This is a genomic window from Lentzea fradiae (genome assembly GCF_900100955.1).
Lineage (GTDB): Bacteria > Actinomycetota > Actinomycetes > Mycobacteriales > Pseudonocardiaceae > Lentzea > Lentzea fradiae.
In genome coordinates this window covers 122,591-144,396 of sequence record NZ_FNCC01000012.1, presented here as the reverse complement: position 1 = coordinate 144,396, position 21,806 = coordinate 122,591, and the positions used below count along the sequence as shown (strand labels likewise).

The 21,806-nt window shown below is 69.3% G+C and carries 18 protein-coding genes, 1 tRNA gene and 1 pseudogene; 12 read left to right on the top strand and 8 right to left on the bottom strand.

The features are described from left to right. Positions 1-33: 33 nt before the first annotated feature. The 5 genes from BLT23_RS27770 to BLT23_RS27750 form a co-directional block, all read right to left on the bottom strand. Positions 34-489 (bottom strand): DUF6319 family protein, encoded by a 456-nt coding sequence (locus tag BLT23_RS27770; protein ID WP_245744249.1) that lies wholly within the window; start codon positions 487-489, stop codon positions 34-36. 94 nt (positions 490-583) lie between these two features. Then, positions 584-805 carry a hypothetical protein gene (locus BLT23_RS27765; RefSeq protein ID WP_245744247.1) on the bottom strand — a complete coding sequence of 74 codons (222 nt, stop codon included), beginning with the start codon at positions 803-805 and terminating at the stop codon, positions 584-586. Further along, positions 802-1,953, bottom strand: coding sequence for a S8 family peptidase (locus BLT23_RS27760; RefSeq protein ID WP_090054071.1), 1,152 nt, complete (start codon positions 1,951-1,953; stop codon positions 802-804). The genes BLT23_RS27765 and BLT23_RS27760 overlap by 4 nt, the downstream gene beginning before the upstream one ends. Positions 1,954-2,013: 60 nt before the next feature. Further along, the gene (locus tag BLT23_RS27755) at positions 2,014-3,186 is read right to left on the bottom strand and encodes a cation:proton antiporter (RefSeq protein ID WP_090054069.1); all 1,173 of its coding nucleotides are present in this window, start codon (positions 3,184-3,186) and stop codon (positions 2,014-2,016) included. A 5-nt stretch (positions 3,187-3,191) separates the two neighbouring features. Beyond that, entirely contained in the window at positions 3,192-3,665 is a 474-nt protein-coding gene (locus BLT23_RS27750) for a cation:proton antiporter regulatory subunit (RefSeq protein WP_090054067.1), read from the bottom strand. An 18-nt stretch (positions 3,666-3,683) separates the two neighbouring features. Here BLT23_RS27750 and BLT23_RS27745 point away from each other — a divergent pair, with 18 nt between their 5' ends. The 11 genes from BLT23_RS27745 to BLT23_RS27695 all read left to right on the top strand — a co-directional run bounded on the left by BLT23_RS27745 (position 3,684) and on the right by BLT23_RS27695 (position 17,468). Beyond that, positions 3,684-4,784, top strand: coding sequence for a DUF1015 family protein (locus tag BLT23_RS27745; protein WP_090054065.1), 1,101 nt, complete (start codon positions 3,684-3,686; stop codon positions 4,782-4,784). Between the two features lie 183 nt (positions 4,785-4,967). Further along, on the top strand, positions 4,968-5,291 hold the full coding sequence (locus BLT23_RS27740; RefSeq protein WP_090054064.1) for an STAS domain-containing protein: 324 nt from the start codon (positions 4,968-4,970) through the stop codon (positions 5,289-5,291). Between the two features lie 17 nt (positions 5,292-5,308). Then, positions 5,309-5,671, top strand: coding sequence for a chorismate mutase (gene aroH, locus BLT23_RS27735; protein ID WP_090054061.1), 363 nt, complete (start codon positions 5,309-5,311; stop codon positions 5,669-5,671). 204 nt (positions 5,672-5,875) lie between these two features. Then, positions 5,876-11,932 carry an RHS repeat-associated core domain-containing protein gene (locus tag BLT23_RS27730; RefSeq protein ID WP_176946954.1) on the top strand — a complete coding sequence of 2,019 codons (6,057 nt, stop codon included), beginning with the start codon at positions 5,876-5,878 and terminating at the stop codon, positions 11,930-11,932. Positions 11,933-12,038: 106 nt separating this feature from the next. Continuing rightward, the gene (locus BLT23_RS27725) at positions 12,039-12,662 is read left to right on the top strand and encodes a hypothetical protein (protein ID WP_090054057.1); all 624 of its coding nucleotides are present in this window, start codon (positions 12,039-12,041) and stop codon (positions 12,660-12,662) included. A gap of 86 nt (positions 12,663-12,748) precedes the next feature. After that, complete coding sequence (cmk, locus tag BLT23_RS27720; protein ID WP_245744273.1) at positions 12,749-13,459, top strand: (d)CMP kinase; 711 nt, start codon at positions 12,749-12,751, stop codon at positions 13,457-13,459. Beyond that, positions 13,456-14,088, top strand: a complete 633-nt coding sequence (locus BLT23_RS27715) for a lysophospholipid acyltransferase family protein (RefSeq protein WP_090054052.1) — start codon at positions 13,456-13,458, stop codon at positions 14,086-14,088. Before cmk ends, BLT23_RS27715 begins: the two co-directional genes overlap by 4 nt. Next, positions 14,085-15,506, top strand: coding sequence for a ribosome biogenesis GTPase Der (gene der / locus BLT23_RS27710; RefSeq protein WP_090054050.1), 1,422 nt, complete (start codon positions 14,085-14,087; stop codon positions 15,504-15,506). Before BLT23_RS27715 ends, der begins: the two co-directional genes overlap by 4 nt. A gap of 73 nt (positions 15,507-15,579) precedes the next feature. Beyond that, positions 15,580-16,200: a response regulator gene (locus BLT23_RS27705; protein WP_245744245.1), complete on the top strand. Its 621-nt coding sequence runs from the start codon at positions 15,580-15,582 to the stop codon at positions 16,198-16,200. After that, positions 16,197-17,276, top strand: a complete 1,080-nt coding sequence (locus tag BLT23_RS27700; protein WP_176946952.1) for a sensor histidine kinase — start codon at positions 16,197-16,199, stop codon at positions 17,274-17,276. The genes BLT23_RS27705 and BLT23_RS27700 overlap by 4 nt, the downstream gene beginning before the upstream one ends. Positions 17,277-17,394: 118 nt before the next feature. After that, positions 17,395-17,468: transfer RNA gene (locus tag BLT23_RS27695), tRNA-Pro, on the top strand. A gap of 646 nt (positions 17,469-18,114) precedes the next feature. On the opposite strand, the gene BLT23_RS42315 is transcribed toward BLT23_RS27695, so the two are convergent. Continuing rightward, entirely contained in the window at positions 18,115-18,324 is a 210-nt protein-coding gene (locus tag BLT23_RS42315) for a hypothetical protein (RefSeq protein ID WP_425434416.1), read from the bottom strand. A 63-nt stretch (positions 18,325-18,387) separates the two neighbouring features. Continuing rightward, a complete protein-coding gene (locus BLT23_RS27685; RefSeq protein ID WP_176946951.1) occupies positions 18,388-19,485 on the bottom strand; it encodes an IS630 family transposase in 1,098 nt (365 codons plus the stop codon). A 128-nt stretch (positions 19,486-19,613) separates the two neighbouring features. Here BLT23_RS27685 and BLT23_RS27680 point away from each other — a divergent pair, with 128 nt between their 5' ends. Then, positions 19,614-20,261 carry a hypothetical protein gene (locus BLT23_RS27680; protein ID WP_143036072.1) on the top strand — a complete coding sequence of 216 codons (648 nt, stop codon included), beginning with the start codon at positions 19,614-19,616 and terminating at the stop codon, positions 20,259-20,261. Positions 20,262-20,482: 221 nt separating this feature from the next. Here BLT23_RS27680 and BLT23_RS27675 read toward each other — a convergent pair. Beyond that, positions 20,483-21,633, bottom strand: a pseudogene (locus BLT23_RS27675) (IS3 family transposase). Between the last annotated feature and the right edge of the window lie 173 nt (positions 21,634-21,806).

Here is a 21,806-nt window from a genome sequence, read left to right as displayed (position 1 = left end):
GCAGCGTGCGGACCGCCCCCTTCGCGATACCGCTTACTCGGAGAGCTCTGCCAGCTGGGCCTTCACCCGTGCCAGCTCGGCCTCCAGCTCCTCCATGCGGGTGCGGTGCTGGTCGCGCGCCGCCTCGAGCACCGTTTCGATGCCCTCCGCGATGTCCGCGTGCAGCTCCTTCGCTGCCTTGGCCACGGCGATGGCCGGGATCACCAGGCCCGACACCACGCGCTGCGTGCCGTGGACCAGGTCGGCCTGCCACTCGCCCTCGGCGGTGCCGGTCACCGTGAGCGTCAGCTCGACGGTGCGGGTCTTCTTCGCCGTGCTCTTGGTGCGGGCCGCCTTCGGCTTCTCGGCCTTGGGGGCCTCGGCCGGCTTCGGTGCCTCCACCGGCTTGGGAGCCTCGGCCTCGGCCTTGGGCTTCTCAGCGGCCGGTGCGGGAGTTTCCTCCACGGCGGTCGTCTCGACTGCCTGCACCTCGGTGAGCGTGTCCGACACGATCAGGTTTCCTCTCTGCGCAACGACGTGACCCCGAGCACAATTGTAGAACACGTGTTCGATCAAAGGTGAAAGGGGTCGACGCAGAGCCTAGTCAGTACGGCGGGAGCTGCACGCGCCACTGCCGTTCGACGTCGAGCACGCCGGGGATCGACTGGAGGGCCGGGATGGCTCGCACCTCCGCCGTTCCGGTGATGACGCCCAGGGCCTCCAGGACCGTGTCCACGACCAGGCCCGCCTCCCTCAGGTCGTTCAGGACCTTCGGGAGGCTGCCCTCGGCCACGGAGACCATCACCTGGTCCACCGAGGAGGTCATGGCGCCTGGACTAGCCCGCCGCCGATGTCGGTGGACGGCAGTGGCAGGCGCAGGGCCGTGGAGGCCAGGCGCGACCACAGCTCGTGGCCCCTGGCGCCGGTCTTCTCGGCGATCAGGGCCGCCACGCCCGAGACGTGCGGGGTCGCCATCGACGTGCCTCGCAGGCGGCGGTACTTCTCCGGGAGCTTGAACGACGAGTAGACGTCCACGCCGGGGGCCGCCACGTCGATCTGGCCGATCTTGTCGACGGTGCCCGACGAGAACGAGGCGATGGCCCGGTTCACGTCGATGGCGGCCACCGCGATGATGCTCGGGCAGCGGGCCGGGTGGCCCACCGGGGCCACCCGGCCCGGGCGGGACGAGGCGTTGCCCGCGGCGGCGATGATGAGCGTGCCCTTCGCCAGGGCGCGCTGGGCGACCGTCTCGTAGATCTGCGAGTACGGCGTGCCCGCCGGGACGTCGGCGCCCAGCGACATCGAGATGATGGCGCAGCCGTTCGCCACGGCCCAGTCGATGCCCGCCAGGATGCCGCCGTCGGAGCCGGAGCCCGCGTTCGACAGGACCTTGCCCGCGAAGATCTCCGCCTCGTACGCGACGCCGTAGCCGGGCAGCGTGGACGGCTTGCGCGGGCCGCACGCCGTGCCGATGCAGTGCGTGCCGTGGCCGTGGCCGTCCTGCACGCTCTCGCCCGTGATGAACGACTGCGTCGTGATGGCCCTGCCGGTGAAGTCCGGGTGGTTCTGCTCCCAGCCGGTGTCGAGCACGGCGACCTTGATGCCCTTGCCGGTGGCCGTGCTGACGTCCGCGCCCACCGCCTGCAGGCCCCACGTCGTCACCGACTCGTCGGCGGACGGCTCCAGCTCCTCCACCGGGGCCGCGAACGCGTGCACGACGCGTTCGGGCTCCACGATCTGAACCGGGCCGGTGCCTTCCGCGGCGCCGTTCAGCTCCCTGAGAACGTTCGGGTCCGCGGTCACGACCGCGACGCCCAGCTCGGGGAACACCTGCACCTGCTCGGTGTCCAGGTCACCGCTGTTCGGGTCGAACCCGGCGATCGCGCCGAGCTCGGCCACCCCTTCGTCGACCGCGTCCTCCTGCAACAGCACCAGGAAACGGCCCGTGGTCTCCACTTCCGCGGGTTCGGTCATGGCTGGCCCCCTACTCTCCGATAGCCCTTACTAGAGAGTCGTCACATCGGGGCGGTTGTTTCAGGCCATCTGCCGTCTCCGTTGGAAGAATTCACCGATCGGCTCAACGTACTTGGACACGATCGGCCCGAGAACGGCCATCAAAAGCACGTAAGCGGTAGCCAAGGCGGCCAGCTGTCCGTCCACCTGGCCGGACGCCACGGCGAGACCGGCGATGACGATGGAGAACTCCCCGCGCGCCACGAGCGCCACACCGGCACGCATGCGTCCCATCTTGCCGATGCCCTGACGGCGTGCCGCCCACCAGCCGGTGACGATCTTCGTGACCGTCGTGACGACCGCCAGCGCCACCGCGATCCCGAGGACCGGCGGGATGGTGCGCGGGTCGGTGTTCAGGCCGAACACCACGAAGAACATCGCGGCGAACAGGTCGCGCAGCGGCTCCAGCAGGCGCGTCGCGTTCTCCGCCGTCGAGCCGGAGATCGCGATGCCGAGCAGGAACGCGCCGACCGCCGCCGACACCTGCAGCTGCGAGGCGATGCCCGCGACCAGCAGGGCCGAGCCGAGCAGCTTGAGCAGGAACACCTCGTGGTCGGGACTGTCCACAACGGCCGAGATGATCCGCCCGTACTTCAGGGCCACCACGAGCACGACGGTGATGGCGAGCAGCGAGATGCCGACCGACGTGAGACCGCCGAGGAAGCTCACGCCCGACAGCACGGCCGTGAGCACCGGCAGGTACACGGCCATCGCCAGGTCCTCGAACACCAGGACCGACAGGATCACCGGCGTCTCGCGGTTGCCCAGCCGGCCCAGGTCGCCGAGGACCTTCGCGACGATGCCGGACGACGAGATGTAGGTGACGCCCGCCATCGCGAGCGCGCCGACCATGCCCCAGCCGAGCAGCAAGGCCGCGATGGCGCCCGGTGCCGCGTTCAGCACCAGGTCGAGCACTCCCGCCATCCACGAGCGCTTCAGGCCCGTGGTCAGCTCGGCCGCCGAGTACTCCAGGCCGAGCAGCAGCAGGAGCAGCACCACGCCGATCTCACTGGCGAGGTGTGAGAACTCCTCGATTCCGTGCAGCGGGACGAACCCGCCCGCGCCGAAGCAGAGGCCGCCGATGAGGTAGAGAGGGATCGGCGAGATGCCCACCCTCCGTGCGACGCGGCCCAGAAGTCCGAGACCGAAGAAGACCGCGCCGAGCTGGATGATGGCGATTGTCGTCTCGTGCACTGTTGTTAACCGCCGTGGAGGATCTCGGCGGCGGAGTCGAGGCCCTCCGCGGTGCCGACGACGACCGCGAGGTCGCCGTTCTCGAACAGGAAGTCGGGACCGGGGGACGGGTGGGCGTTGCCGGCGCGCACCACGGCCACGATGGACACACTGGTCCTCGTGCGCAGGGCGGTCTCCCCGAGCGTGCGGTTCGCGAACGCCGTGACCGGCAGCTGCCGGGTGGTGATGCCGGCGATGTCGCGGTGCTCCTCGCGCAGGTGAGCGACGAGCTGAGGCGCGCCGAGCAGGCCCGCGAGCGTGTTCGCCTCCTCCGCCGACAGCGGGATCGACGCCGTGCAGGAGTCGGGGTCGTCCGCCTTCGACAGGATGAGCTCGAACTTGCCGTCCCGGTAGGTGATCACCCCGACGCGGCGGCCGGCACGGATCATGAAGTCCTGACGCGTACCGATACCCGGCAGGGGCGTGATCTCTACGTTCACGCCGTCGATGATACGACCATGTTTCCTCCAGTTGGCCCGGTACGCCGGGGGTGGGTGGTGCGTGATCGCGTACCTGGTCCGGACGTCGACGAGTTCGCCGAGGCAGGGCAGGTCATCGGGGCGCTCGCGAGGGCCCCGCACGGCACGTTGCTGGCCGTCCAGCACCCCCACCGCACACCGGCCGCGCTGGCCGCGGGGACGGGGTTGCTCGACGCCCTGCCGCACGCCCGCGCCGAGCTCGCGGCGTTGATCCGCCGTGCCTACCGGGAGGTCACCGACGTCGTCGCGCCGTACCGGGTGGACGGTCCGGACGGGACGGCGTGCGGGCTGCTGTGCCTGGTGGACCCGGACGCCATCGCGCACACCGAGGACGTTTATCCCGATGTGGTCGAGGAACGCGGCCAGGTCCTGGCCTCGTTGGGCATCGCGACGAGCGCGGCGATGCTGGTGCCGGTGACACCGCACGACGCGTTGACGCCGCTCGTGCTCGGGATGACCGGCGAACCGGCGGCGTCCGTCGTGGACTCGGGCGGGCGGCGGCACTGGCTGTGGCTGGTGGGGCCGGGTCCGGAGCAGGACGCCTTCCTGGAGGCGGCGGGCGCGCACCCGTTGCTCGTCGCGGACGGCAACCACCGCGTGGCGGCGGCACGTTCGGCGGGTTTGTCCGGTCTGCTGGCACTCGTCACTTCTGGGCCTGGTGTGCGGGTTGGTCCGATCCACCGCGCTCTGAGCGGTACCGGGCTGGCCGCGTCCGATCTGGTGGCGGCGTGGGAACGGGCAGGGCTGAAGGTGTCGTCGTTGCCGTACGTCGTCGACCCGGAACCGGGTGTCGTCGTCGTGCGTTGCGTCGACGACGTGCTGCGCGTCGAACTGCCCGCCGGGCGGGGGATCGACCACGCCGTCGTGGAGTCGTTGCTGCTGGAGTCCGCGCTAGGGCTGGACCCGGAGAGCCCGTTCGTGCGGCCGGTCGTGGACCCGGCGGTGGACGCCGAGGCGGTGCTGCTGATCGCGCCGGTGCCGCTGGGAGAAGTGCTGGCCGGAACGAAGATGCCGCGCAAGAGCACGTACTTCACCCCGAAACCGCGCAGCGGGCTGTTGCTGGCCGACCTGACGGCCTGACGGGTCCCTGGGTCCTGGGAGAGCCCTCCGGCCCTGGTGGCGGACGGGCCGGCGTCTCATGGTGGGAGGCCAGGTTCGCGGTCAGGCGGGTGTAGCCGTTCCGGCGATCGAGGTGGCAGCCGGAACGGCCGATGCTCCACTGCCGAGACCGGCGACACCGCCGCCAGACCCGTGAGGCACCGCATGGAACCGAAGCCAGGCTTGCTGGAGGTGCGCCGCCGGGGAGCGTCCGTGGCGCTCACCGGCGAGGTCGACCTGAACACGAGCGGCCTGCTCCGGTCGGAGCTGGAGCTGGCCTGCGCGTCCGGCGACGGCGACGTGGTGGTCGACTTCACCGACCTGACGTTCATCGGGTCGAGCGGCCTGCACGTGCTCATCGAGACGGCCGCGGCGCTGCGGGAACGCCGGCTCGTGCTGCTCGGCGGCGGGTGGGCGGTCTACGTGGTGAAGCTGCTGGACCTCACCCTGCGCTACCCCAACATCGTGGTGGGCGACGACGTCCGCTGAAAGCTACTGTCGGTCGTATGGCGGTGCGAGCGGTCAGAGGTGCCACGCAGATCGACGAGGACAAGCGGGAGCTGCTGCTGGAGGCCACCGCCGAACTGGTGCGGGAGGTCATGTCCCGCAACGGCCTCACCCCGGACGACCTGATCAGCGTCGTCCTCACCGCCACACCCGACCTGGTGTCGGAGTTCCCCGCCTACGCCGCCCGCCAGGCGGGCCTGTCCGACGTGCCGCTGCTGTCCGCGACCGAGATCGCCGTGCCGGGCTCGATGCCGCGCGTCATCCGCCTGCTCGCGCACGTCGAGACGGACCTGCCGCGGTCGTCGGTCAAACACGTGTACCTGCGCGGAGCCGCGGCGTTGAGGACCGACCTGAACCAGTGACCGGCCTTCGCCGGAGATCTTTTCCCTTGCCACGAGGAATCTTTCAACTCACCCGGTTGGGTGTTTCCCGGTTGTTCCGCGACCGCTAGGAAGAGAGGGAAACCACCCGTCCCTTTCGTAGCGCGCGTTGTTCTGGGCCGACTTGGGGAAGTCATGGCCGGCGTTGGCGCGAAACCGGCGGGTTCTCTGGGGGCAGGGGGAGACGTGGGGATCCGTGTGGCGCGCCGTGCGCGCCTGATCGCGCTGAGCTGTGTCGTGGTGGTGGGCGCGAGCCTGCTGCAGGCCATCACCTACGGGCAGGCCGCGGGGGCCGCGCCGGGGGTGACCTCGGGGGCGGGACCGGTGGACCGGCCCGCACCCGCGTCCGCCCGCCCGGACGAGGCCGTGCCGCCGGACCGGTGGCCACCGGTCGTGCCCGCGGGGCTGAAAGCGGGCGGTCCACCGGCCACAGTGGACGGGGCGCGGCTCGCGCAGGTCCGGGCCGAGGAGGACGAGGTCTTCGCCAACGTCGAGCTGCGGTCCGGCTTCGTGCTCGGCGACACCTCGCTGGTGGCGTACTTCGACGTGAAGGACGATCCGCGGCCTTGGCAGTCGTGGCGCGTCCGGCTGTTCGACACGCAGACGAGCACCGAGCAGGCGTCGGTCACGCTGCCGCGGTCCGACTTGGACGTCCGATGTGGAGCGGTGCGGCAGTTCTGCCGGTCGTTCGGCGCGTCCGACGGCTGGGTGCTCGACCCCGGCAAGGACTACTTCGTCACGATCGCCGCGGTGCTGGACGAGGGCGGCGAGCTGGTGTCGGCGCGCAGCCGGGACAGCAGGCCGCGCACCACCGACCTGCCCGACCCGCTGCCGGTCGAGCAGGTCTCCGGCTGCGGCTGCGGCACGGCGCTGAGCAGTACCGGCGCGCGGCCGGCGTTCCGGGGTGACGGCGTCAACACGGCGACCGGCGCGTACAACAGGGTCGAACCGGACCTCGCGATGGCGTCGTTCGGCGTCCCGTTCAGCTCGAACCGGGTGTACTCGTCGAGCCTCACGGCCCCCGGCCCGTTCGGACCCGGCTGGGCCTGGTCGTACAACGTGCGCGTCACACCGACCGGCGAAGGCGCGCTGGTGCTCGCCGATGACGGTGCCCAGGTGCTCTACAAGAGCGACGGCGCCGGCGGCTTCCAGCGACCACCGGGAGTGCGGTCGACGTTGCGCAAGACGGGAACCGGCTGGGAGCTCGTCACCCTCACGCAGCTCACCTACGAGTTCGACGGCGACGGCAGGCTGCTCTCCATCCGCACGCCGCGCGGCGTCGCCACGAAGCTCGCGTACACCCGCCAGGGCATCGACATCACCGACCCGTCCGGCCGCGTCGTGAAGGTGCGCGTCGAGAACGAGCGCATCCGCTCGATCGAGCTGCCGGACCACCGCAAGGTCTCCTACGACTACGACGCCGCCGGGCGGCTGACGGCGTTCAAGGACGCCCGCGGCAACAAGTGGAAGTACGGTTACGGCGCAGATGGCCGTCTCACCGAGGTGCACAGCCCGCAGCACCACAAGCGAATCATCTTGATCCGCAACGAGTACAACGCCGACGGCCGCGTCACCAAGCAGCTCGACGCGCTCGGCAACGCCACGTCGTTCGAGTGGAACAGCGAGACGCAGGAAGCCACCACCACCGACGCCGACGGCGTGATCGTCCGCGACGGCTACCGCGGCAACGTGCTGCTGTACACGCGTCGCGGAGCCGGTGACACCGACAACCACAGGTACGACAAGTCGCTCAACCGCGCGTTGGTCGTCAACGGCAACCACAACCAGCACGAGTCGCTCTACGACCTCAACGGCAACCCGGTCACCCGTCGTGCCCCGGCGCCGATGACGTTCGACGAGAAGACGAAGTACGACGCGCACAACAACCCGATCGAGTTCACCGACGCGAACGGCAACGTCTGGAAGAACACGTACAACGAGTTCGACGAGCTGGTCCGCAGCACCGACGCGGAACAGCACTCGATCACCTACGCCTACGACGACCGCGGCCTGCGCGTCAGCCAGACCGACCAGCGCGGCAAGGTGACCCGCTACGAGTACTTCCCCGCCGGACACCCGAACTCCGGGCTGCTCGCCGCCGTCGTCTCGCCCGAGGGCAGGCGTTCGGAGCTGGGCTACGACCGGACCGGCCGCCAGGTCACCGAGACCGACCCGCGCGGCACCGTCCGCGGCGCGGACCCGCGTGACTTCACCACGAAGACCGGGTACGACGAGCAGGACCGGGTCGTCGAGGTGCGGGAACCGGGCAAGCACCGCTCGTCCCGCACGTTCTACGACGAGGTGGGGCGCGTCGAGAAGACGATCAACCCCGAGGGGCTGGAGATCCGGCACCGCTACCTCGACAACGGCCGCCTCGACGCGGTGACCGACCCGCGCAAGACCACGTCGATCACCTACACCAACGCGGGCAGGCGCGCGGCGGTGCGCGTCGAGATGCGCGGTGACGGTCCCGACCTCGTGACGTCGTACAAGTACAACGCCAAGGGCCTGATGCAGTCGACCACGTCGCCACGCGGCAACGTGCCCGGCGCGAACCCGGCCGACTTCACCACCACGTACCGCTACGACGCCAACGACAACCTGGTCAGGATGTCCCGGCCGTATCCCGGTGGCCAGGTCGTGCACCGCGACATCAAGGTCGACGAGCTGGACCGCACGACGTCCACTGTGGACGAGTTCAACAAGACGTCGTCCAACGCGCGCAGCAACACCGGTCAGGTCGTCGCGGCGACCGACACGCTCGGCCGTGAGATCAAGATGGGCTACGACCGCAACGGCCGCCAGGTCTCCCAGACCGACGCCGGCGGCGAGTCCGCGAAGTTCACCTACGACGAGGCGGGCAACAAGACCAGCCGCACCGACGCCTCCGGCGGCAAGACGACCTGGGAGTACAGCGACGACGGTCTGCTCGTCGCGACCACCGAACCGCGCGGCAACGTGCCCGGCGCGGACAAGGAGCGGTTCACCACCCGCCTCGAGTACGACCTCGCGGGCAACCGCACCAAGGTGATCAACGCGCTCGACCAGGTCACCACGTCGACCTACGACGCGAACAACCGGATGACGTCGGTCACCGACGCCAACAACCACACGACGCGATACCGCTACCGGGAGGACAACCAGGTCCACAGCGTCCACCAGGCGGACGCGAAGTACCACCCGCACGCACCGGACATCAACGCCACCGTCTACGACTACTACGAGGACGGCCTGCTGAAGTCGGTGCGGGACCCCAAGTTCCACACCACGAAGCTCGAGTACGACCGCGCCGGGCGGCCCGTGAGCACCGTGGACCCGTTGGGGCGCAAGGTCGAGGCCGGGTACGACGCCGAGGCGAACCTCGTCACGATGCTGACCCGCCACCAGGGCGAGCACCTCTCCGCCGACGAACGCGCCCGGCGCACGATCGTGAACACCTACGACATCGTGAACCGCCGCGAACGCCGCGAGCTGGGAAGTGGCGGCCCCGCCTACACGTGGGGCTACGACGCCAAGGACCGCATCACGTCGTACGGCGACCCGTTGGGCGTCCGCGAGGTCACCTACGACGACGAGGACCAGATCACGAAGGTCGTCCGGCGCGAGGCGAACGGCCGCACCGAGACGTTCGGCTACGAGCACGACGTCCGCGGTGACATCACCGCCCGCCAGTACCCCGACGGCACCCGCGTGACGTCGGAGTACGACAAGGACGGCCGGATCACCAAGGTCACCGCGGGCGGCGCGACGTGGGGCTTCGGCTACGACGTCGCGGGCAGGCGCACCACCACGACCCTGCCCGGCGGCACCGGCCTGGTCGAGAACAGGACCTACGACGACGCCGGCCGCCTCACCGGCATCGGCACCGAACGGGTGGGCCCTGCCCGGCCGGACGTGCAGGACCCGGTGTCGGACTTCCGGCTCACGCTCGACCCGGTCGGCAACCCGACGAAGGTCGTCACCACCCGCGGCGGCGTCTCCGAGTCGGTGGCCTACTCCTACGACGAGGCGGACCGCGTGACGTCGGCCTGCTACGCGGCGGCCGACTGCGGCAAGCACACGCCGTCGGCGGGACGGATCGACTACGAGTACGACCTCGTCGGCAACCGCACCTCACAACGGCGGACCGGCACCGCGGGCGACGACGTCACCCACTACCACTACGACGCGGCGAACCAGCTCACCAAGAAGATCTTCGACCCGCGCGGCGCCGCGCCGACCAGCACCGACTACGACTACGACCTCAACGGCAACCAGACCAAGGCAGGCCGCGAGAAGTTCACCTACAACCTCGACAACACCCTCGCCACCGCGACCAACGCCGGTGGCCAGCGGACGACGTTCTCCTACGACGCCACCGGCCTGCGGCTCACGGGCACCAGCGGCGAGCACACCCGGCACTGGTCGTGGGACGTCAACGGCACGCTGCCGCAGATCGCGGTGGACTCCGTCACCGACGCCTCCGGCGCCGTGGGGGAGAAGCGCGCGTTCGCCTACGGCCCCGACGACGAGCCGCTGGCGTTGATCGACCCGGCCGCGGGCGTGCACCCGTACACCCACGACTGGCTCGGCGGCATCGCGAACATGCTGTCGCCCGACGGCAAGCCGGTGGCGGGCTACGACTACGACCCGTTCGGCAACCCGCGCCAGGGCCCGACCCTGACACCCGGCGAGCCGCAGGGACCCGCGAACCCGCTGAAGTTCACCGGCCAGTACCAGGACTCCAGCTCCGGTGAGGGCAACTACTTCCTGCGGGCCCGCAACTACAACCCGGACACCGGCCGGTTCACCTCGACCGACCCGATGCCGCAACCGGGACCCGCGATCTCCGCGTACGCCTACGCCGAGAACAACCCGCTGGCGTTCACCGACCCGACCGGAGCGGTGGTCGACGCGGGCGGCGGCGGTGGCACGACCCTGGAGAACGGCGCCACCGAGCAGACCGGCCCGAGCCCGGAGGACGTCGCCAAGGCACAGCAGCTGCAGAGCAAGAGCGTCCTCGACGTGATCCTGGAGGCCGGCGGCCAGATCCTCATGGAGTTCCTGGGGATCAACGACCTGATGAACTGTCTCAAGGGCGACCTGGGCGCGTGCGTCTCGATGGTCATCGGCGCCCTGCCGTGGGGCAAGATCTTCAAGGCGCCGAAGATCGCCACCGCCATCTTCAAGGCGGGCAAGGCCGTCGTCTCCTTCTTCCAGGAGCTGAAGTGGGCGCGCGCCATCATCCAGGGCGCCGAGAAGGCGGCGGAAGCGGCCAAGGCGGCCGCGGCGGCAGCGGCGAAGGCAGCGGCAGAGAAAGCCGCCAAAGCCCGTGCCGCGGCCGAGGAAGCCGCCCGCAAGGCCGCGGCCCAGGTGGCCGAACGCGCCAAGGCCGCCGCCGCGAAGGCGAAGGCGGCCACCAAGAAGAAACCCGAGACGTGTCCGACCAGCGGCAGGCACAGCTTCCCGGCTGGGACGCGGGTGCTGCTCGCCGACGGCAGCACGAAGCCGATCGAGGAGGTGCGGCCAGGCGACACCGTCGTGGCCACCGACGAGAAGACCGGCAGGTCGGCGGCGCAGCAGGTGTACTACGCCATCCGCACCGACCACGACAAGTCCTTTGTGGACGTGACGGTGCGGTCGGAGGACGGTTCCACGTCCACGATCACGGCGACGGACAACCACCCGTTCTGGTCGGTGACCGCCGGTCGCTGGGCCGACGCGGGTGAGCTGCGGACCGGTGACCTGCTCAGGACCGCCGCCGGGACGTTCGTGCAGATCACGGCGGTGCGCGCCTACCACGCGCCGCAGCGCACGTACGACCTGACGATCAACGGCACGAGCACGTACTACGCGCTTGCGGGCGCCACCCCGGTCCTCGTCCACAACTGCGGCACGAACCTCGCGGACGAGGCGGCCAACCTGCCGAAGGACTACCCGCGGAGGTCCACGGGCATCCTCGACGTCGGCACCGAGCAGATCCCGCTTTCCAGCGGTCCGGGAGGACCCTCGCAGCTGCTCGCGAACCTCCCCGGCCGGACCAGGCAGAACTTCGACCACGTCGAGACGCACGCCGCGGCGTTCCTGAGGAGCAACCCGGGAATCAGGAAGGCGGTTTTGTACGTCCAGAACGCCAAGGGCCAGATGTGCCCCGGCCCCAACGGGTGCGCCGCGAACATCGAGGACATGCTCCCGGAAGGCGTGCAGATGTGGCTCTACATGAACGGAAAGCCCTGGGCCAGGTTCACCGGCAACGCCAACTGACGGGTGACATGATGGGGAAGTGGAAGAACTGCTTTCGATATCCGATGACAGTGTCGAAAGATTCCTGAGGAGATGGCACGGCGCGCCGGACCGGCCGGCGCGCCCCGTGCCGGAGGGCGCACCCCTTCCGGACCGGCTGAGGGCCTGGTTCGCGCTCACCTCCCGGTGGTCCGCCGAGGTCGTCGCCGTCAGCGGGCCGGTGGACCCCTCCGAGCTCGTCGAGGAGGCTGGGAAGCTCGTCTTCTGGGTCGACGGGCAGGGCTCCTGGGAATGGGGCGTGCCCCTTTCCGGGGACGACCCGCCGGTGTTCGGCAGGGAGGTGGGAACGGACTGGGCGCCGGTCGAGGAGTCCCTTTCCGAGTTCCTCCTCCACGTCACCGTGCTCGAGTCCGCGATCGGGTCCCCGCACCAATGCTGTGCGCACGGGGTCCCGGCGGCCCGGTTGAACGAGATGATCTCCGACGTTCCCGCGCTTCCCCTGCCGGCGTCGCCGTGCCCGTCCATGGACGCGCGGATCTTCGTCGGCCCGGACACCCTGGTCCAGGTCTCGGAGAGCGTGAGCGACCTGACCCCCTCACAGGAGCGGACGTTCGACGTCACGGTGTCGGCCGCGGGGAGAACGCCGATCGACGAGGTGGTCGACGGGCACCCGGAGATTCCCTGGAAACGGCACACCGCGTTCGTCCCGCAGGGGTTCTCGCCGGACGATCTCCCGGGTTTCCTGCGCTGACCGGGCCCGCCAGAACCGTCCCGCCTGCGGTGTGAGCGTCCACACCGGGCACAATGAGCACCGTGGGCGTCTCGGAGGGAGCTGTGGTGGGCCAGGGTCAGTTGCGCGGCGTAGTGGCACTCGACGGACCGTCCGGCACCGGCAAGTCCACCGTGGCGAAACGGCTCGCGGCGGCGCTGGGCGCCCGCTACCTCGACACCGGCTCGATGTACCGGGCCATCACGGTCGCCGTGCTGCGCGCCGGCGCCGACCCCGCGGACCAGGCCGAGGTCGCCGCGGCCGCCGACGCCGCCGTCCTCGTGGTCGGCACCGACCCGGCCCGTCCCGGCATCACCCTCGACGGCGACGACGTGGCCGCCGAGATCCGCGGCCCCGAGGTGACGCTCGCCGTCTCCCCGGTCTCCGCCACCCCGCACGTCCGGGAGCTGCTCGTGGCCCAGCAGCGCGCGATCATCGCCGACGCGCTGGACCACGTCGGCGGCATCGTCGTCGAAGGCCGCGACATCGGCACCGTCGTGTCGCCCGACGCCCCGCTCAAGGTCTACCTGACGGCGTCCGCCGACGCGCGGGCCGCACGCAGGACCAAGCAGGACAACGCCGCCGGTCGTACGTCCACTGTGGACGCCGTGCTGGCCGACGTGCGGCGCAGGGACGCCTACGACTCGTCGCGCGCCGTGTCACCGCTCAAGCCCGCCGACGACGCGGTCGAGGTGGACACCACCGACCTCGACCTCGCCGGCACCGTCGGCGCGCTGCTCGACCTCGTGGAACGGCGCGGGCTGCGGGTGACCGGGTGACCCTGCCGGCTGGAAGCCTGCCGTGGCTCACCGACTTCGGCAGGTGGATCGCCCGTGTCCCGTACGCGTGGCAGTTCCGGATTCGGGTGCACGGCCGCGACCGCGTACCCTTGAGCGGCGGCGTGGTGGTCGTCGCCAACCACAGCTCGATGGCCGACGGGCCGATCCTGTTCGGTGTGCTGCCCCGGCGCGTGACGTTCCTGATCAAGCAGGAGATGTTCCGCGGCGTCGCAGGCCACCTGCTGGGCCGGATCGGGCAGATCCCCGTCAAGCGGGGACAGGCCGACCGCACCGCGCTGACCAGCGCGTTGTCCGTGCTCAAAGCCGGTGGCGTGATCGGGGTCTTCCCCGAGGGCACCCGCGGCGAGGGCGACGTGGCGAACGCGCGGAACGGCGCGGCGTGGCTCGCGAAGACGTCCGGCGCCGTCGTGCTGCCGGTCGCCTGCCGCGGGACCTACCAGGCCGAGGGCTGGCGCCCCGAGGTCGACGTGCTGATCGGAGAGCCGTTCCACCTCCCCGAGGGGAAGGGACGAGCGGCCCTCGGCGTTGCCACCGAGCAGGTGCGCGACCGCCTGGCGACACTGGTCGCCGAACTCGATGGACTTCGTGTGAGTGAGGGAAGACGATGACGGACCTGGACGGCACCTGGGAGGACGAGGCCGACTGGTCAGCCTTCGACGGCCTCGACTCCGAAGACGGCGAGGACACCACCCCGCCGCAGCCGGTGCTCGCGGTGGTCGGACGGCCGAACGTCGGCAAGTCCACGCTGGTCAACCGCATCATCGGCCGCCGGGAGGCCGTGGTGCAGGACGTGCCCGGCGTGACGCGCGACCGAGTCGCCTACGACGCGCTGTGGAACGGCCGCAAGTTCACCGTGGTCGACACCGGAGGCTGGGAACCCGACGCCCAGGGCCTGCAGGCCGCCGTGGCCGCGCAGGCCGAGCTCGCCATGGCCACCGCCGACGTGATCCTCGTGGTCGTGGACGCGACGGTCGGCGCGACCGCCACCGAGGAGGCCGTCGCCAAGGTCCTCCGCCGCTCCAAGAAGCCGGTGATCCTCTGCGCGTCCAAGGTCGACGACGACCGCCTGACCGCCGACGTCGCCTCCCTGTGGTCGCTCGGCCTCGGCGAGCCCTTCCCGGTCTCCGGCCTGCACGGCCGCGGCTCCGGCGACCTGCTCGACGTGATCCTGCAGAAGCTGCCCGAGACCCCGCGCGACGACTTCGGCGCTCGCAGCGGCGGCCCCCGCAGGGTCGCGCTCGTCGGCAAGCCGAACGTCGGCAAGTCCTCCCTGCTCAACCGCCTGACCGGCGAGAACCGCTCGGTCGTCGACTCGGTCGCGGGCACCACCGTCGACCCGGTCGACTCCCTGGTGGAGCTCGACGGCGAGATCTGGCGCTTCGTCGACACCGCCGGCCTGCGCAAGCGCGTGAAGTTCGAAAGCGGCGCCGAGTACTACGCCTCCCTGCGCACCAAGTCCGCGATCGAGACCGCCGAGGTCGCGATCGTGCTCCTGGACGCCCACGAGCCGCTGTCCGAGCAGGACCTCCGCGTGCTGACGATGGTCGTCGAGTCGGGCCGCGCCTGCGTCCTGGCGTTCAACAAGTGGGACCTCGTCGACGAGGACCGCCGCAACGAGATGATCCGCGAACTGGAACGGGGCCTCGTCCGGGTCCCGTGGGCCGACAAGGTCAACATCTCCGCCCTGACCGGCCGCGCCGTCCACAAGCTCGCCCCGGCCCTGCGCACCGCCCTGAACTCGTGGGACACCCGAGTCCCGACCGGCCGCCTCAACCAGTGGCTGTCCGACCTGATCGCCGCCACCCCGCCCCCAGTCCGCGGCGGCAAGCAGCCGAAGGTCCTGTTCGCCACCCAGGCGTCCACCCGCCCGCCGACGTTCGTGCTGTTCACGACCGGTTTCCTCGAGGCGTCCTACCGCCGCTTCATCGAGCGCAAGCTGCGCGAAGAGTTCGGCTTCGAAGGCAGCCCGGTCCGCATCTCCGTGCGCGTGCGCGAGAAGAAGAAGGCCGGCTCCGGCAAGAAGTAGTTCGTCAGGACCACCTGGGTGACCTATTTGCCCGAGACCGCTCGTGCGGTTGGTTGGTCAGGTGGCCGTACGCGTGGTGCTAGCCGACGACGAGGCCCTGCTGAGGCGGGGCCTCAAAGTCCTCCTGGAAGCCGACGGACGAGTCGAGGTGGTCGGCGAAGCAGCCGACGGCGCCGAGCTCGTCGAAGTCGCCCTGGCCCACCTGCCCGACGTGGTGCTGGTGGACGTCCAGATGCCCGGCGTGGACGGCCTGGAGGCCGTCAGACGCTTGAGAACCTGGGCCACCCCACCCGCCATCGCCGTCCTGACCACGTTCGACCTGAACGACTACGTGGCCACGGCCCTGGACCTGGGCGCCCAGGGCTTCCTGCTGAAAGACGCGGAACCAGACACCCTCGTCCGCGCCGTGGTGGACCTGGCGGCAGGCGGCGCGGTCCTGGACCCCCGCATCACAGCCCGCCTCCTCCCACGCCTGCGAGGTTTCCGAGCCAACCGCCAACTCGACAAACTCTCCGCCCGAGAACGCCAAGTCCTCGAACTCGTGGCCGGCGGCCGCTCCAACCACGCGATAGCCGAAGCCCTCTGCCTGTCCGAGGCCACCGTGAAGAGCTACGTCTCCACCGTCCTCACCAAACTGGGGGTGGAGAACCGCGTGCAGGCGGCCCTGGTCGCCCACCAGGTCGGTGACTGGTGAAACCCCTGCTCCGCGAACTGCTCACCGTCCTGCTGACCACAGGCGTGGTCCTCCTGAGTCAGGACCGCCTGTTCCCGTGGTCCCTCTGGACAGCGGTGGCAGCAGCCGTGTGCCTCCCGATCCGCCTCCGCTGGCCCTGGCTGGCCTCCCTGCTGTGCATCCCGGCCGTGGCAGGCGGCCTCGGCTGGGCCCCAGCGCTGGTGGCCCAGTACCGCCTGGGCCGCACGGAAAAATCCATCCCGTTCCAACTCTTCTGGGCCGCCCTCCTGACATTCGCGGCCCTGCTCCCGTCTGTCCTGACCGAGGTGATCCCCCTCGGCACCCTCCTGCTGGCCACCGCCTTCGCCTTCGGCCTGGCAGCGGCCCCCACAGCCCTCGGCGCCCTGGTCACCACCCGCAAGGACCTGACCCAGTCCCTGTACGAAACCCGAAGAGCCCAAGCCGCAGAACTGGAGGCCAAGGAAACCTCAGCCCGAGCAGCCGAACGAGCCCGGATAGCCCGCGAAATCCACGACTCCGTAGGCCACCACGCCACCCTCATCGCCGTCGAGTCAGCCGCCCTCGCCGCCACCGCACCCGACCCGTCGACCCGTGAGGTCGCGCTGCGCTTGCGTTCCCTGGCAAAGGAATCCTTGTCCGAGATGCGCGCAGCTCTTGGCTTGCTCAACACCGGCACGACCTACCCGTCCGTGCAGGAGCTTGTTGACCGAGCTCGCGTCGCCGGAGTGTCCGTGACGCTGTCCGAGACGGGCGATGCCGCTGTGTCTCCGGCTGTGTCCAGGGCTCTCTTCCGGGTGGTTCAGGAGGCGTTGACCAATGTGACGAAACATGCGCCTGGGGCCGTTGTGACTGTGAGTGTGGACCGGTCTTCGCCCGTTCGTGTGTCTGTGGTGAACGGGCCTGGCGTCTCGCCTCCTTCTGATGAGCGCGGCGGATCTGGGCTGCATGGGTTGTCTGAGCGTGTCCGGCTGGCTGGGGGCACCTTGACCACCGCCTATCGGCCTGATGGGGGGTTCAGCGTGAGCGCGGTGCTTCCTGGGGCGGATGTCGGGGGAGCTTCGTTGGATGACGGGTAGCGTGGCCTGGGTTGGGTTCTGTGTTTGCCCTGGTCAGGGTTGGTTTGGGGGTCCGTTTTTGATCTCTGTCCGGGGTGTTGTAGGATTCTCATGCACGCCGGGAGACCGGGAGTGTGGCCGGGACGTGGCGCAGTTTGGTAGCGCACTTGACTGGGGGTCAAGGGGTCGCAGGTTCAAATCCTGTCGTCCCGACGGTCTGAATCAGCCCGCTGATTCTGGGTGAAAGCCCAGGTCGGCGGGCTTTTTCGTGTCTTCTTTTCGATCTTGATTCGACTGTCCACAGTGGTCTGTACTGGCCGGCAACATCGTGTTTGGGAGGATTTTGGGAGGATCGGTTTGCGCGGGGCGAAATGTGGTCGCGTTGGCTAAAGCGAATCGTGTCCTCCGTTCAGGTGTTCTTTCTGGCCGTGATTGGGGTGTGCAGCGGCGCCGTCCAGGCGGTACTGCCATCGCGACTTGTTGGCTGCCGGGACGTGAGAATAAGAGCCCGTTGTTCCAGCATGAAGAGGGCGGTGCATGGTGATGCCCGGGCCGCCGGGTACACGGACAGTTCTATTGACTGCATCCCAGCCTGACCACCGGTGACGCAAGATCGGCGGGCGGTTCTCGTGGCGAGGCCACATCGCCAAGCGGTACTGGTCCATGCCGATAGCTCCACCAACGGCTTCGGCGTAGCCGCGGTGGAGCCGGTCGCATCGTCGCCGTGGGGCAAGACGGTAGTGACCCCATCGATGGTGTCGGACACCGCATACGCAGGGCAGGACCGAGTGCACGATGTGTTCGACGGGCGGGCGTCGGTGGACGCGGTGCCGGAGGACTTCCTCGCCGAGCAAGTGCGTCAGGCCATCAGCCCGAAGGCGGAGCTGTTCGTGGGCTGGTTACGCGAGTGCCTGGCCCGCGGTAAGCGGCTGCGGTCGTTGCTGCGCCTTTGCGGATGGCCGGCCGCGGATCCGCGCCGCGGCCGGCCGATCATGTCGGCGTCGACGCCGGGCAGCAGCACCGCGAACTCCTCGCCACCGCAGCGGGCGGCCAGGTCATAGCCGCGCACCGCATGCCGGATCGCGTCGGCGACCGCCCGCCGGGGCCTGTGGCAGGTCGGGCTAGTGGTGCGTCACGCAGCCTTGGCCAGGTAATAGGTCCAGGTTCGGATGGGTGAGTCGGTGGCGAACCCGGTTTTGGGCTCGGCTCGGGCGTTGTGCCAGCGGATGTAGGAGCCGATCGCGGTGTTCTGTTCGGTGTGGCTGCGGTGGTCGGTGCCGTTCAGGGCGAAGTAGCGCAGGGCGGCGAACTCGGACTCGATCCAGTTCAGCCACGACGAGTAGGTGGGGACGAACACCAACTCGACCTGGTTGCCGGCGCACCAGGTGCGGACGTCGGTGTGGCGGTGCGGGGAGAAGTTGTCGCAGATGATGTAGAGCTTCTCTCCGGGCCAGCGTGTCCGCAGGGTCTTGAGGAAGGACAGGAACTCCTGTCGGCGTTTACGGGGTCGGATCCGGTAGGAGATGTGGCCGGTGGCGAGGTCGAGTGCGGCGAGCATGTGCATCACGCCGTCGTTGCGGTTGTAGGTGGCCCGCAGCCGTTGCGGCCTGGTCCGCAGACGCCACGCCTTGCCCTTGCGGGGCATGAGGTTCAGTGGGCCGAACTCGTCTACGCAGATCACCCGCCCGTCGCCGGGCGGATGGTCGTAGAGGTCCAGAACTCGGTGCATCTTGGCGATGAAGTCCGGGTCGGTCGACGCCTTCCACGTGGTGGTGCTCTGCCAGGAGACACCGCCCGCGTGCAGGATGCGGCGCAAGGTCTCCCGGCTGATCGTCGCGACGGTGCCACGGGCGAGCAGGTGATCGCGCAGCTTCGACAAGGACCAGGTGGAGAACGCGGTGATGCCCCAGTCTGCGGGGGACGTCCGGGCGATCAGGCAGATCCGCTCGCGGATCTTGTCACCGATCGTCTTCGGGCGTCCCCCGCTCCATTTTGGGTCCAGTGCCGCGAACCCCCGTTCGTTGAACGCGTGGATCACATCACGCACGTAGTCCTCGCTGACCTGCATCAACGAGGTGATATCGCGGACGGCCTGGCCTTGGCCGGACATCAGCACCACGATCGCCCGCCGCAGCTTCACCGGGTCCTTCGCGGTCCTGGTGACCCGCTGCAGCTTGCGTCCCTCTTCCATCGATAACCCGCGGACGAACACGCCCGGACGACGAGCCATGACACCTCCCGCACTCGACACGCGGGACCAGCCTGACCCGATCAGCACGGAAGATCAATTACCTGGTCAACCATCTGGGCAGCACCACTAGGCTGCCTCCGAACACGCGAAACCTGGGGGGAACAAACGTGAACGCGCGTATTTGTGCTGCCGTCGCGGTGGTAGCCGTCCTGACCACGGCCTGCGGTGGTGAGCCGGTGGCCGCGCCGCCGGCCGCGACCACCACGACGACCACTGTGCCATCGACTCCGGCGGAACTGGACCAGCGAGCGAAGGCGGCGATCGCCCCACCCGGCGCGTTCGATGCGCTCGGCGGCCAGTTGAGTCAGAGCACGCCGGCCAGCGACAACGAGCCCGGCGCGGACGGCGAGATCGTCACCACGCTCTGTGGGAGCAGCGAGATGCGTGTCGACGGTACCTCGGTCGCCCGGACCCGCGTCTGGACGGGCCAGGTGAGTTTGTTTCAGCGGGTCCATGCCATGTCCGACCGTACGGCGGCCACGCTGGTGGGGGCTGTGCAGACCCGGCTCAACAGCTGTGCCAAAGACCGCGTCGAGCAGGCGAAGGCTGTAGCCAAGCCGGACGGTGTGGACGATTTTTTCGCGCACTGCGAGGCGAATCGGGATCCGGAACTGGTTCCGTGGTCGTGTCACGCGATGATGGGTCGCGGCACGCTCATCACCGTCGTGGTGGCGTCCGGCCAGACCAAGGTGGCGGCCGAAGCCCAGCTGAGCTCGGTGCTGCCGATCTTCGCCGAGTCGTTCGTCAAAGCTTGATCGGTATTCCCGGACGATGGACGCGTTCCGCGACCGGAGCGCGTCCTGCCTGAGGGCGACCGAAGAATCGCCGGGTACGGCAGCAACTGGGACGGCATCCCCGTGTCTGCCACGGCGGCGGCAACCAGCAGTGGCGTTTCGCCTGAGCTGACAGCCTGACACCGCGTGCGCCGCGTCATCACTGATCCTCACCCCGTTCGGCGGAGTCGGGTTGCTGGAGCTCAGGCTACGGGAGTGATCCTGGCGTGTCGGAGTTCGTACTCAATCGGTGTGAGCATTCCGAGTGCGGTGTGGCGTCGGCGGCGGTTGTGGAACATCTCGGGGTACTCGAACAGGGCGTTGGCCAACTCGAGGCGGGTGCGCCATCGTCGGCGGTCGAGCAGCTCGGTCTGCACGCGTCCCCAGAACGATTCGATCATGGCATTGTCGTAGCAGTCGCCGATCGACCCCATCGACGGCAGAAGCCCGGATTCCTTGGCACGTTTGGTGAAAGTCCATGACGTGAATTGGACTCCGTGGTCGGAGTGGATCACCGTGTCCGACAGCGGGGCCCGGTTCGAGATGGCCATGCCGAGCGCGTTGGTGGCCAGGGCTGCGGTCTGACTGGAGTCGATCGACCAGCCGACGACGCGCCGGGAGTGCACGTCGAGTACGACCGCGCAGTACACCTTGCCTTCCCGGGTGGGATGTTCGGTGATGTCGGTGACCCACAGTTGGTTCGGCGCGGCGCGGGCGAAGTCGCGGTCGACCAGGTCCACCGCAGTGGGCGTGTCGTGCTTCGGTCGCGGCCGGCGCCGGTTGGGCAGGCCCTTGATTCCGTTGCGGCGCATGAGAAGCGCGATGGTGTTGTGTCCGACGGTGATCCCGCGGCCCAGGGTAAGTTCGGCGTGTACCCGTGGAGCGCCGTAGACCTGGAACGACTCGACGTGGATCTCGCGGATCAGGTCGACGAGCCAGGCTTGACGGATCGCCCGCGGCGAAGGAGCGCGGCCTCGCCAGTCGTAGAAGCCGGACTCGGACACCCCAAGCACGCGGCAGGCGAGCTGGATCGACCGCTCTTCGGAGACGATCACCGTGACCGCCTCATATCGCCTTTTGGGCTACTGCTCTCCTTGAGCAGTTCGGCAGCACGGCGGTGGACAGCGACCTCGGCCTCGAGTTCGGCGATCCGTCGACGCGCGGCGACCAGTTCGGCGTTGTCAGCGCTGGTCGTCCCTGGCATCTGTCCGGTGTCGATGAGCTCCTGGCGGCGCCAGGTGTAGATCGTCTGGTCGCTGATGTCGAGATCAGCCGCGACCTGGGCGACACGGCGACCGGACGCGATCAGGTCGAGCACCTTGCGCCGAAACTCGGGCGGGTATCTCTTGGGAATCGTGGGTTGTCCTCCGGGCTACTGAAACGAGTGATCATCCAGTAACCCGACTCCGAACAACCAGGGGAGGATCAAAGTCTCCGAGCTACCGGGGGAACCTCAGCCTGCACGTGGACTCCCGGCTGCGTGCGATCGTGCAGGAGTCACGCGCGTACGTGGTGAACTTCCTCGCC